Origin of the sequence: Paenibacillus sp. MAEPY2, assembly GCF_000499205.1 — a bacterium.
Taxonomy (GTDB): Bacteria; Bacillota; Bacilli; order Paenibacillales; family Paenibacillaceae; genus Paenibacillus; species Paenibacillus vandeheii.
In genome coordinates this window covers 1-13333 of sequence record NZ_AWUK01000024.1, presented here as the reverse complement: position 1 = coordinate 13333, position 13333 = coordinate 1, and the positions used below count along the sequence as shown (strand labels likewise).

General features: G+C 40.2%; 9 protein-coding genes. 8 read left to right on the top strand and 1 reads right to left on the bottom strand.

Features of this window, described 5'->3' with window-relative positions; translation table 11 throughout:
- The first annotated feature begins 58 nt into the window (after positions 1-58).
- Together P364_RS36945 and galU are read left to right on the top strand one after the other, a co-directional pair.
- Positions 59-3748, top strand: a complete 3690-nt coding sequence (locus tag P364_RS36945; protein ID WP_024631560.1) for a DEAD/DEAH box helicase — start codon at positions 59-61, stop codon at positions 3746-3748.
- Positions 3749-4023: 275 nt separating this feature from the next.
- Positions 4024-4902, top strand: coding sequence for a UTP--glucose-1-phosphate uridylyltransferase GalU (gene galU, locus P364_RS0118455; RefSeq protein WP_024631559.1), 879 nt, complete (start codon positions 4024-4026; stop codon positions 4900-4902).
- Between the two features lie 104 nt (positions 4903-5006).
- Here galU and P364_RS0118450 read toward each other — a convergent pair whose 3' ends face one another.
- Complete coding sequence (locus tag P364_RS0118450) at positions 5007-7475, bottom strand: O-antigen ligase family protein (protein ID WP_024631558.1); 2469 nt, start codon at positions 7473-7475, stop codon at positions 5007-5009.
- A gap of 181 nt (positions 7476-7656) precedes the next feature.
- Between P364_RS0118450 and P364_RS0118445 the strand changes: the two genes are divergently transcribed.
- The 6 genes from P364_RS0118445 to P364_RS35460 all read left to right on the top strand — a co-directional run.
- Positions 7657-8436: an ABC transporter permease gene (locus tag P364_RS0118445; RefSeq protein WP_024631557.1), complete on the top strand. Its 780-nt coding sequence runs from the start codon at positions 7657-7659 to the stop codon at positions 8434-8436.
- Complete coding sequence (locus P364_RS0118440) at positions 8426-9619, top strand: ABC transporter ATP-binding protein (protein ID WP_024631556.1); 1194 nt, start codon at positions 8426-8428, stop codon at positions 9617-9619. Before P364_RS0118445 ends, P364_RS0118440 begins: the two co-directional genes overlap by 11 nt.
- A 5-nt stretch (positions 9620-9624) precedes the next feature.
- A complete protein-coding gene (locus P364_RS0118435; protein ID WP_024634552.1) occupies positions 9625-11133 on the top strand; it encodes a class I SAM-dependent methyltransferase in 1509 nt (502 codons plus the stop codon).
- 119 nt (positions 11134-11252) lie between these two features.
- The gene (locus P364_RS0118430) at positions 11253-12389 is read left to right on the top strand and encodes an acyltransferase family protein (protein ID WP_024631554.1); all 1137 of its coding nucleotides are present in this window, start codon (positions 11253-11255) and stop codon (positions 12387-12389) included.
- Positions 12361-12894 (top strand): hypothetical protein, encoded by a 534-nt coding sequence (locus tag P364_RS0118425; RefSeq protein WP_024631553.1) that lies wholly within the window; start codon positions 12361-12363, stop codon positions 12892-12894. The genes P364_RS0118430 and P364_RS0118425 overlap by 29 nt, the downstream gene beginning before the upstream one ends.
- Positions 12895-12905: 11 nt before the next feature.
- Positions 12906-13333 (top strand): hypothetical protein (locus P364_RS35460; RefSeq protein ID WP_036694898.1); only part of this gene is annotated, 428 nt, incomplete at its 3' end.

Here is a 13333-nt window from a genome sequence, read left to right as displayed (position 1 = left end):
GAGTTCAGATTCGTATGTGGTATCTTAGTTGTCAGAGAAATATAGGAGGCGAAGAACCGTGGCGCCATTCACGATGATGGATATCAAATTGCTGTGCGGAGTCACGGCATTCAAACGGGGAGAAGCGTATAACCAATCTGGCAGGGTGACTAATCTGGTCGCCAGTCAGGATGAACGTCATTACGAAGCTGTGGTCCGAGGTACAGAACGATACAAAGTAACAGTTGATCTGGATGATGCAGGTGAGGTTGTTGCCGGATGCAGTTGTCCGGGCGATGGGAGATATTATGACTATTGCAAGCACGTCGCTGCAGTCCTGCTAGCGATCCATGAATGGGGAGAACAGCGTGACCGTAAGTCTGGAAGTGGAGAAGAGGGGATTAAAGGGAACGACAAGAGGGATGCAAGTATTGTTTCTCGTACAGGTTCTCAAACGTCATTAAAACCCATATCTAAACCTGATCGTGGCTCCAGTTCCAGAGTAGGAACGTTGGTGGAGGAGAATGTTTGGGAGCGCCCAAACTCTATTTCAAACACGGACTCAGTAATGAATGTGGGGTCTCATTCGAATTCATCTGCTCATGCCTTTGCAACGGAGCCTTTGCCTTCCGATTCCAAGCTTGATGACCATTTGGATGTGGATCGTCCTTCTATTCATTTTGCTCAAGCAGGTCGGCCAAGTTCTGCCCCTGGATGGGGAAAATCAGCAGATAAACCTTCGTACCGCACAGCGGATCAGATTCTTTCCATGTTTGCCAAAGAACGCAGCCCCTTGCATGCAAATGAGCGTAAATACACTGCGCCTGTAACCCGGTCTTCATTGCGGGAGGAGCTGCAGCTCCAATTTATATGCAAGCTTGTGCAGGTTCACAAAGGCGGAGCCAAACTCGCGCTTGAACTGAAGGTCGGAAATAAACGCCTGTATGTCGTTCAGAAAGTGAAGCAATTCCTGAACTGCATTGAGAATGGTGAACCCATGTCGTTTACCAAGCTGTTTTTCTACGATCCTTCAATGCATTATTTTAGTCCCCAGGATCAGGCGATCCTGTCTATGCTTATTCGGATGAGGCAGAGTGAGGAAGCATACCGTGAGTCCATCTCGGGTTACTTGGGAGCTTCAGACGGCAGAGATATATTGATTGCTCCACTGGTCTGGAAGCCTCTACTGGATTTGCTGCTTCAGGCAGATAGCCGGATGGAGGGAACGGGGTTAGCGAATGGACCGCTCACTTTGGGTGAGGGGGCACTGCCTTTATTTTACCGTATTGCTCAGGGCGCTAATGAAGGGTATCAGCTTGAAATTTCCGGATTGCGTGAGCTGATTCTTCTCCCAGCCTATGATGCTGCCGTGGTGGAAGGGCAATTGCATATGTTGGAGCCGATGCAGATGCGAAGTCTGGAGGATCTGAGCAGAGCGCTCACTTCTTATGGGATCAAGGAAAGTATCGATATTTCCGCTCAGCAGGTGGACGAATTCGTTCAGCATGTTGTGCCGGAACTGCGTACACTTGGGCATCTGTCCATCGACTCCCAGGTGAGAGAACGAATCGCAGAGCCGGAGCTTGCACCAAAGTTGTATATCGATTTCTACCGGGAACGGATTACAGCGCGTCTGGAGTTTGATTATGGTGTAATGGTGATTAATCCGCTGGCTGAATATTTGATTGATGAAGAAGAAAAAAAGGTGATTTTGGTACGTGACCGCCATGCAGAGCGTAACCTGATCGACCGGCTAGATCGCTCTTTCCTGGAACGGGATGGAAGTGTATGGGCAAGTGAACGAGAAGACGCGATATATGATGTGATGTATCATCTGCTGCCGGAGCTTGAGAAGCAGGTAGATATCTATATCCCGAATGCCGTGAAGGCTATGGCGCAATCCTATCCGACACCGCCGAAAGTGCGGGCAGATCTGGGTAAAGGGTTGGACTGGCTGGAGATCTCATTCGAGATGGAAGGTGTAGACGAGCAGGAGCTTCAGGAAATGATGCGTAATATTGTGGAAAAGAAACCGTATTTCCGTTTGCGCAGCGGTGTGTTTGTCTCTCTCGAAAATGAAGGGGCGGACAGCTTCGCACACATGGCGGATTCGCTTGGACTTGCTTCGGGCGACATCAAGAGCAGTCATATTCGCCTGCCTGCCGTTCGGGCACTGCAGCTCCCCGGCCGGGACGAGGTTTCGGGACATGTGAAGTGGGGCGGTTCCCTGAAACGTTTCCTGGATGACCTTCGTGATCCTGAACGGATGGATTTTGCACTGCCGGATGCGCTTGCTCCTGTGCTGCGTGATTATCAGGCTAGTGGATATCAGTGGCTGCGTACACTCGCATTTTACCGATTTGGCGGCATTTTGGCCGATGATATGGGGCTTGGCAAAACGCTGCAAAGTATTGCCTATATCGCGGCAGAACTGAAAGAAAAGCCGCAACAGCACCATAGCAATCTTGATGATGCTAATCACATTGTTGATGGTGGAACTTTCGGGAGTAACATCCCGGATGAAGTACAGGCCGGATTGTTGGACCAACAAGCTGCTCATCCTCCGGTACTCGTCGTTGCACCAGCTTCATTAACGTACAACTGGGCGAATGAATTTGCCCGATTTGCCCCGCATTTGCGAGTTCTGATTGCAGCAGGTCAAAAAGATGAACGAGCCAGTATGCTCTCAGGCATGGATGAGGCAGATGTTATTGTGACCTCCTACCCGCTATTGCGCCGCGATCTGGACACATATCTCGGAAGAACGTTTCATACGCTTATTTTGGATGAAGCCCAGGCGATCAAGAATTCTTCTTCGCAAACGGCTCAGGCAGTTAAACAGATTCAGGCACCACGTCGCTTCGCTCTTACAGGAACACCTGTGGAGAACTCATTGGATGAGCTGTGGTCGATCTTTGAAGCGGTATTCCCGGGGTTGTTCCCTAGCTATCGCAGATTCCGGGATCTGCCGCCTGAGCGAATCGCACGAATGGTCCGTCCGTTTATTCTCCGTCGTCTGAAGAAAGACGTACTGGAAGAACTGCCGGATCGCATTGAAACCGTACAGCGCTCCGAGCTGAAGGACGAACAGAAGAAACTGTATGCCGCCTATCTGTCCCAGCTTCAGGATGAGACATCCAAGGATATGGAAGAGAACGGTTTTCAGAAGAACCGTATCAAAATACTGGCTGGCATTACACGCCTGCGCCAGTTGTGCTGTCATCCCGCTCTCTTTGTGGAGGGTTATCAGGGTGATTCCGGGAAAATGGAGCAGCTGCTGGAGACGGTTCAGGATTGTCTGGCTGCTGGTAAACGTATCCTCATTTTCTCCCAGTTCGCAAGCATGCTGAATCTGATCCGACAGACGTTGGCAGCACAGGGTAGAGATTTGTTCTACCTGGATGGTCAGACACCTGCACAGAGTCGGGTGGAAATGTGCCGCAGATTCAACGAGGGTGAAGCTGAGCTGTTTCTGATCTCGTTGAAGGCTGGCGGAACCGGATTGAACTTAACGGGTGCAGATACGGTTATTTTATATGATTTGTGGTGGAATCCCGCCGTGGAAGAACAGGCCATCGGACGTGCCCATCGCATGGGGCAGAAACAAGTCGTACAGGTTATTCGTCTCGTTACGGTAGGGACGATTGAAGAGAAGATTCTGGAGCTGCAACAGCGCAAAAAAGATCTGATTGCCGAAGTCATTGAACCCGGAGATGGAGGATCGACCACCTTATCCGAGCAGGATATTCGGGAATTGTTGATGGTATAGATATACTAGGAGGGTGGTACAAAATGTTTGATTTGTATCACCCGAATGTTTTTAAAACCAAGGATTGATATGGTGAGAAGTACAACGTGGTACATACAGCATGAATAGAATACTAGTAAAGTAGTCGTAACCATTCAAAACATACAGTCACATATTTGATATACTATTATTATATAAATACATATCCTGATGATTATGGTATTTTCCAATTTCAATGAAATGAAAGAATGTATTTACATATCATCTAATTTTATAAAATAAGGGAGATTTAAATTATGAGAATTCGTAAAGCCATTATTCCAGCAGCAGGGCTCGGTACCCGGTTTCTGCCTGCCACCAAGGCTATGCCCAAGGAAATGTTACCTATCGTGGATAAGCCAACGATCCAGTACATTATTGAAGAGGCTGTAGCATCAGGCATCGAGGATATTATTATCGTGACAGGTAAAGGCAAGCGGGCAATCGAAGACCATTTTGATTATTCTTTTGAGCTGGAGCAAAATTTGGTTGACAAACAGAAGTGGGATCTGCTAAATGCGGTTCGCAAGTCCTCAGAGATGGCAGATATACATTATATTCGGCAAAAGGAACCCAAAGGGCTTGGCCATGCGATTTGGTGTGCGCGCAAGTTTATTGGTGATGAACCTTTCGCTGTGTTGCTTGGAGACGACATCGTAGAGGCAGAGAAGCCTTGCTTGCAGCAGATGGTGGAAGTCTTTGACGAATACGAATCTCCAATTGTAGGTGTACAGCCAGTTGATTGGAAAGAAGTATCCCGTTATGGCATTGTAGACGGTGAGCAAATTTTGAAAACGAATGATCGAATATTCCGTTCCAAACGGTTGGTGGAAAAGCCGAAGTCTGAAGACGCTCCTTCTAATTTAGCCATTATGGGTCGTTATATTCTCACGCCGGATATCTTTGAGATTCTAGGTCAACAATCCGTAGGCGTCGGCGGAGAAATCCAACTCACCGATGCCTTGTCCCGTTTAAATGAACAACGTCAGATTCTGGCTTATCATTTTGATGGCCTGCGTCATGATGTCGGGGAGAAGCTTGGCTTCATTGAAACTACGATTCATTATGCCCTTCAGCGCCCAGATCTGCGGGAGGATTTGTTGGATTATCTCAAGAAGATTGTAGCATCAAATTAACAGATAAGTTTGAAATAGATAGACCAAAAAAGGTTTGCCCCGTGTATATGAGGGACAAACCTTTTTGTTGTGAATTAATGTATAAAGAATCATTATAGTGTGGGTTAATTATAACTCAATTCGGCGATTTTTTTAATCTCTCCCGCTTCATTAGGTTCAACAGCAATCAGTTTGTCATATGTTGCTTGATCCTGTTGTCCGTCCTTCGTCAGAGCGGCAAGGTACCAACGAGCAATTTCACGGTTGGTTGCATCGGTTAGATCCACTGCGATTCCACCTCTCAGGATCGCAGCAGCTCCAGCCGAGTCGTTTAACATATATTTCATTTTGCCTGCATTCAGAATCATTGTTGGAGTGAGCTCGAATGGTTGTCCTTGAAGTTGTCCTTCAGGGAGAGTCTTCAGATGTTCTACGCCATCTACAACGTGCTGATAAGCATTGAGACCTGAAGTGAAATAAGATTCCTTCTTAGCCGTATCGCCTTGCCCAAGTGCTTGGTACCCAAGATCGAACGAACGGCTGATCAATGTCTCATACCAAGCCATATCCCAGACGTAATTGGCAGCATATTCTTTTTGAAGTGCATACGCTTGGTCAAACGCACCCTTCAATTCGTCTAGACTTATGAGTTGCTTAACCATACCTTTGTTAAATGGTTCTGCTTCAAGACCAAGCTGGAGCAACTGAGCAGAGGCAGTGTAGAACTGATCCTCTTTCGTTTGCTCATAGCCTTGCTGATACAGGGAAGCCAGCATCATCAAAGAATCTGAATGTGTATTGCGAATCGATAGATCTTTCTCCAGTGGGGCTTTGATCTCCTGAAAATCTTGGCTGGTTTGAGCTACCTCTTTAGCCTCGTACGCATAATGATTCGCTTGCAGGAAACGAATAGACATAATGAGCAGGACGATTACCGCTACTCCCGCAATTGAACCGTAGATTCCGCATGCGGTGGAGTCACTCATCTTCAATCGACAAATCGGCTTCGGGTCCATCGCAGCAGCCATACCACCGAGTCCAAGGAATACCAAGATTCCGATAAACACATAACTCATATTGAAATCGAGGAGACTCAATACCAGAATGGACATCGATAGAATGAAGTACACAAAATGCGATTCGCGTTCTTCCTCACTTCGTTTTAAGTAAGCACGCACATATTGATAGAAGACAAAGAGAATAAATGCCATAAATATGATAAAGCCTATGATCCCGACCTCAACCAGATATTGCATGAAGAAGTTGTGGGCCTGGGCGCTAATATAAGGGTTGTTTTGGTACTTTTCATACAAAACAGTCCAGGCGCCACCGCCCGCACCAATGACTGGATAATCTGCAAATAGTTTCGTAGCATCTTTATAAAATGTAATCCGTTCTAGCACACTGTGCTGTTGGAAATTGATATTTTCAAGCCGTGTACTAATGCTATCCGGTAAAATATTTCGCACACTTGTTCCAAGTAGAAGCATGGCAACAACGGCCGTAAGAACGACTGAGCCCAGGGGGATCCACAAACTTGATCTTTTCCGAGCAGACCAGGATTGAAGCTTGCTCTCAAGACGAGGTGCAACCCAGCGCTGGATAATCCAACATAACAATGTCACAACTACGGATGCAGCAATCAGGTAAATCCAACCCTTGGCTGCGAGTGAGCCAGAGTATTGCTTTTGTAATTCCAGTCCAGCTGTATTTATCGGATTTAAAACGATAATTGTACCGATTCCTGCTAACCCACAATAGATAAACCACAAAATTTGCTTTGCAGGTTTCAACAGGAGCAACAGAATGACAAACACAATTGGCAGCATGACAAGCCCTGTCCGGGAGAGTGTCAGCAGCAGGGATAGGATGATCGGCACAAGCATGAAACCATGTAGTAGCTGCGTGTACACTTTTTTGGAACGGATCATACTAAAAATGGTAATAAACAGAAATGCCATCAGGAAAGCGGCGTATGTATTGGGATACTGAAACACCGATGCAAGCCGTGGACCGTTTGAATCGTTCCAGATGGCCTGGTTATAGACTCCATTCACGACGCCGGCCGAGAACCACCCGACAAGCTTGCCTGCGAAACTGAAGGCCCCCAGCCAGTTTAACAAACCAAATCCGACAGTAACATATGCAATTCCTATTAAGGAAGATTGTATGATATGATTGGTTTTGTTGTTTTGCAGCAGGTACATAGTCATTATAAAGATCATGGCGTAAATGCACTGGATGAGAATCATGTTGACTGCCAAATATTCAGATGCCGCACTGATGAGTGACAGGACATAGGTAAGTGGTAGCAATATCACCGCGATCTTAAGCCAATCTTGCTGAGTTTCTAACTTAATCTGTTTGAAATAAACAGCAACCCACACAATGAACAGGAGGGTTGTAATGGCAACCGCCCAATAAATGGGTCCTTCAAATTGAAGCAATTGTCCGTTAAATAACGCAACTTGGAAAGAGGACCAGAGTAAAAATAAGATGAGTCCTATGGTAAGAGTCCATAGTAGCGGTGAGGTCGAACTGGAATGAATCTTGCTCGACGTTTTCTTGGCTTTCCCGTATACTGGATTCGACAAGGTTTAAGTCTCCTTTGCATGTAGATACGACATTAGTTTAGCATAATATGGAACGTTGAGACAAAACCAATATAATGGTAATCCGAAAATCTATGATTTTAATATGGAATCACCATTTAGAAGACCCATGATTAATATATAATTATGAGTCAATAATATTTGATAAGGGAGTATCAATACAATGAAACGCAGCGATTTGTATTTGTTAAAACAACTTGTGAAAAGAGATGTATTTTCACGATATAAAGGTTCTTTTCTAGGGATATTATGGTCTTTTATTATTCCTATACTAATGTTAGTAGTATATACATTTGTTTTTAGCGTTGTCTTTAAAGGAAGATGGAGTGTCGAATCGAATAATCATTTAGAGTTTGCATTAATTATCTTTTCTGGAATTACTGTGTTCAACTTTTTTTCAGAAGTCATCAATCGCTCACCGTCATTGATAATAGGGAATAGTAACTACGTGAAGAAAATTGTTTTTCCGCTAGAGCTCTTATCTATTTCCGCGCTGTTAACTGCACTCATACATGCTCTGATTAGTTTGTTCATTCTATTTGTGGGTTTGGTGTTTTTTGGTGATGGGATACATTTTAGTGCGATTTATCTGCCATTGGTATGCTTACCTATTACATTAATGACTCTAGGTGCAAGTTGGTTTCTGGCATCTTTAGGTGTATATGTAAGGGATATTAGTCATATTATTTCTGTTTTTACAAGTGCGTTAATGTTTTTAAGTCCTATTTTTTATTCGGTAAATACTGTTCCAGTAGAGCTGAGATTTATCTACAATATAAATCCTATTGCTCATACTGTAGAGGATATGAGAAAGATCATTATATGGGGTCAACTACCCGACTTTACTTGGATTTTAATAGGGACAGGAATTGGTTTGTTGATGGTGGTTTCGGGTTTCTATTGGCTTAAAAAAACTAGAGGTGGATTTGCAGATGTACTATGATAAAGCGATTTCAGTTACTAACATCTCAAAAATTTACAAGATGTATAGTAATCCAAAAGATAGATTAAAACAGTTTCTCTTTAAAAATAAGTCATACTACAGAGAATTTTCTGCTCTGAGCAATATTTCGTTTAATATATCTAAAGGTAAAACGGTGGGGATAATCGGTAAAAATGGTTCTGGTAAAAGCACACTGTTGCAGCTTATAACTGGAACTCTTCTACCTTCCTCGGGAGAAGTGAGTATAAACGGGCGTGTTGCTGCCTTACTAGAATTAGGAAGTGGATTTAACCCGGAGTTTACGGGAAGAGAAAATGTATACCTGAATGGAAGTATACTTGGACTTTCAAAGAAGGAAATGGATGAGAAAATTAGCACAATAGAAGAATTTGCAGAGATAGGAGAGTTTATCGATCAGCCCGTTAAGCTTTATTCATCAGGGATGTATGTCAGATTGGCATTTGCATGTGCGATCAATGTTGACCCGGATATATTGATTGTTGATGAGGCACTCGCAGTAGGAGATATGCAATTTCAATTAAAGTGCATGGATAAAATGAAGAGGTTTAAGGAGTCGGGCAAAACAATTCTCTTTGTAAGTCATGACACATATTCTGTGAAAAATTTTTGCGATGAGGCAATCTGGCTAAAAGATGGGTCAATATATAGAAGAGGTGATGTATTGTCAGTCACTAATGAATATGAAGATTTCATGAAGTCTAAAGAAATCAAAGAAGAAATTAGTACTAAAGAAGAAGTGAATAATAATGCCCATCTTACAATAGATAGCATAATAGTGAAGAATGTTCAGGGTGATCCTGTACAAAATGTGTACTATGGAGAAAAAATGAATATTGAGGTAGGTTATACTATTCATAAAGAAATTGACGATATTATAGGTGGATTGGCAATAATTGATCAAAGGGATACTTATATCTGCGGTTTGAATACTAAACTTGATAACTTCCCAATAAGTTCAGATCTAGGGCATCATAAGTTGATTTGTAATTATGAGAATTTAACTTTATTACCAGGTACTTATTATATTGATGCAGGTTTTTTTGAAACATCAGGTCTTGCTAGATATGATTACAAAACAAAAGGTGCCTCCTTCTATGTTCAATCAGATAAATATATGGCAGAAGGAATTTCTTATTTGCCACATACATGGGAAGTGAGGTAAATCTATTGAAGTATGATTTGGATTTAGATATAAACGAAAATACTTCCCACGCCTTGATGTTAAAGCGTGTAAAGCCAGGTTCTAAAGTTCTAGAATTCGGTTCTGCTTCAGGTTATATGACAAAGTATATGAAAGAACAATTAAAATGCAATGTAACTTGTATTGAAATTGATGCAGAAGCTGCCTATAAAGGTAGGGGTTTTTCTGAAAAGATGATAGTTGCAAATATTGAAGATTTAAACACATGGTCTAATGAAGTAAGCGAATCTCGGTTTGATTATATACTTTTTGCAGATGTTTTGGAGCATTTGAGAAATCCTGATGAAGTTTTAAGGCGGGCAGTTACCTTTCTGGATACTAATGGGACCATTATGACCTCTGTTCCAAACATTGCTCATAATGCAGTGATCATGGAGCTTTTACAAGGGAGGTTTGACTATCGTCCAACAGGTCTTTTAGACGACACGCACGTACATTTTTTTACAAAAAAAAGTATTCTGGAACTTTTAGCGAAATGTGATTTGAAGCCTATTGAGTGGCTCTCAACAATGAGAAGGCCAGAGAGTACAGAGTTTGAGCAAAAGTATGAACATTTTCCAGCTGCATTGTCTAATTTCTTGGAAGAGAGAGAGGATGGAGATGTTTATCAATTTATAACTATATCTAAATATAAGCATGAATCTCACCAAGATGTAAGTATAGATAAGAGAGATTCCCAAAATTATTTAGATGCAGATCACTGCCAGATATATTTAAGAAAAGATGGGATTTTTGATGAGGTAAACTCATTGTTAGAAAAAATTCAATACGATAATGAATTGAGAATAATTCAATTCTCACTGCCGGAAGATTACAGGGAAGAAGAAATTAGGATTGATCCATGTAATTCTCAAGCAATCATTCGGATTAAATATATAAGAATATATAATAATCAAGGCGAATTGCTATTTAATTGTGATATGAATAACGGGTTCGATGGAATTCTATCAAAAAATAATATGTATCTATTGGACGGAAAGGAAGAATTAAGGCTTTTAAGTATAAATAATGATCCTGGTATCCTTCTGCACATGCCTGGTATTACTAAAAGCCAAGGCTTATCACTTGAAATTGAGATGAGTGTAAACAACAATAAAGAGTATATTTTGGAGTTGCTCACGCATGAGAGTGAACAACTCAAGAAAGAGGTTTTTTCTAAAAAGCAAATGCTCACTTCAAAAGATAGCTTAATCAATGAACTTAATCATAAATGTGAGGAACTGTGCAGAAACAATGAAATGTTACTTAATGACATTGAGCAAACAAATGATGAAATAAAGGACGTGAAAGAAAAACTTTATACTGAAAGAGAAAAACTTTTAGAAAATATATGTAAATTGGAAGATGATTTGTTATCAGCTGAAAGAAACTTACAGGAAACAAATCATACACTTTCACAAATACTAAATTCAAAGTCCTGGCGGGCGACATCCATTTTTCGATATCTTGCAAATAAAAGAAAATCGATTAAATAATATCTAATTTAATCGTGTCAGTAGGAATCATAGAAGTGATTTGCTTTTAAATATGGGGAAATATGTATATGAAAATAATGATTGTCTCTGTTTTATGAGATACAGGAGAAGATAACAAGATGGGGAAGTATAGTGGAATTCAATCTCTAGACAAGATTTACGATCCTAAAAATAATGCATTTGATATAGTGAGGTTCATACTTGCTTTGATTGTGATTTTTTCACATTCATTCGTTTTATTGAACGGTAGTGAAGGAGATCCGGTGATTAATATTACAAATTATCAGATATCTGCGGGGACAATTGCGGTAAACTGTTTTTTTGTAATTAGCGGATTTTTGATTACTCAAAGTTTAATATCTCAAAAGTCATTTCTAAATTATTTATTAAATAGATTCCTGAGGATATTTCCAGCCTTTTTTCTTTCTCTTTTATTAATTGCTTTTATTCTTGGACCTTTAATGACTAATAATGCTCTTCCTGAATATTTCTCAACAAAAAGCGGAAGTCCCTATGAATTTGTTTTTTTTAATCTTACCTTTAATCTTTTTGGCTATGCTTGGACAGTTAGGGATTTGTTTTCAAACACCCCTTTTGTGGGCTCAGCGAATGGTTCAATGTGGACTCTCAAGCATGAGTTCGCAATGTATTTGTCTCTCCCAATTTTAGGTGCCTTCTTAGTGTTGAGAGTAAGAAAAATGATGATATTTTTGGTAGGAACCATTACTTTATTAAGTGCCTTAAATATATTATATGGTTATCAACTCATAACAAGCGGTAATAAATTTTTATGGGTGCTAAGCTCCAATGAATATAGTAATTTTATAAAGCTAGCAGCGTACTTTCTGTTCGGCTCATTATTTTTTCTTTATAAAGATAAGATAATAATCCATCCTCGTATGATCATATTTTTTCTATTAATTACTTTGATAGGTTTAAAAACTGGGATCTTAAACATAATATTGCTTCTGACACTTCCTTATATAACTCTTGCTCTCTGTTCATCATTTAAATTATCAAGTTTTCGTAAGTACGGTGATTTTTCATACGGATTATACATTTATGCTTTTCCAGTTCAACAAACTATTGTCTTATTATTTAAAGAAAAATTAAATGTTTTTAGCTTTTTTTTGTTTAGTGCGTTAATAACTCTTGTATTATCGTATTTTTCATGGCATTACATTGAGAAAAAGGCTCTTTATTTGAAGAGAATTACTTGGAGGAGAAATGAAAAAAAATTGGATCAGTTTTTTTAAAATGACTTCTTTGCGATCAACTATATTACTGCTAATGGGCATTTTTGTTTTTCAAGCTGTGCCTACATTCATAGATAAAATAAATTTGATTGCAGACCGCATACCAATTATAACAAGTGCTGATTCAAGCAATTATAAAAATGTTATTAGAGATGATGTACAATTAGATTCACTGATTAAACAGGCTAAAGCTCAATTTAAAGATAGGGATAGTACCTACTTGTATATTGATCTCTCTGATGATGCAGGGACTATGAACTATTACAGAATGAGATATGCCCTATTGCCGTTTAAAAGCATAAAATATCAATATTATGGATATGAAGACTTTAATGAGGAGTTATATGTGAAATTGATTCAGGAGTTTGACGTAGACTACATTCTTATTCATAAGAATAATGGTATTCTAGAGTATTTAGGAGATGACTATAAAGATAGGGAAGATATAATCATTGAAGTTAATAATAAATCAGCTACTAACCTGCTCTCTCAACTTCAGAAATAGGAGAACACAGAATGATTAATCTTTTGTTGTTTGTAATGACAATTAGTATGATAGGTTTTTCTGTTTTATCATTTATTAAAATTAATTCTTATTATGGGATAACCTCTCTTTCTTTCCCTGTAGGGGCAAGTGTTATAACCTTATATTGTTGGGGGCTATCAATTTTTGAAGTCGATTATAGCTTTACAGTTATTTATGTCCCTCTTATTGTTGGAAGTTTGTTACTCATTATTGTTAATAGATACATTCTTAAGAATAATTTTTTTTATAAAATAAAGAAAAGTGTGTTGTTTAGGAATAAAAGGGAAATATTCCTATATATTTTTGTTTTGTTTATAGTATTAGTCGAATTTATAGCAATATTATCTCATAGCATCTCTGTTAAAGTGTATCAACCCGATGAATACTCTCAGTGGGCTTTTCAAGCAAAGGTGATTTT

What these genes read in the sequence shown, in the direction of transcription:
- galU (WP_024631559.1), top strand. Translation starts at nt 4,024, where the DNA reads ATGAGAATTCGTAAAGCCATTATTCCAGCAGCAGGGCTCGGTACCCGG.
- P364_RS0118445 (WP_024631557.1), top strand. Translation starts at nt 7,657, where the DNA reads ATGAAACGCAGCGATTTGTATTTGTTAAAACAACTTGTGAAAAGAGAT.
- P364_RS0118440 (WP_024631556.1), top strand. Translation starts at nt 8,426, where the DNA reads ATGTACTATGATAAAGCGATTTCAGTTACTAACATCTCAAAAATTTAC.
- P364_RS0118430 (WP_024631554.1), top strand. Translation starts at nt 11,253, where the DNA reads ATGGGGAAGTATAGTGGAATTCAATCTCTAGACAAGATTTACGATCCT.
- P364_RS0118425 (WP_024631553.1), top strand. Translation starts at nt 12,361, where the DNA reads ATGAAAAAAAATTGGATCAGTTTTTTTAAAATGACTTCTTTGCGATCA.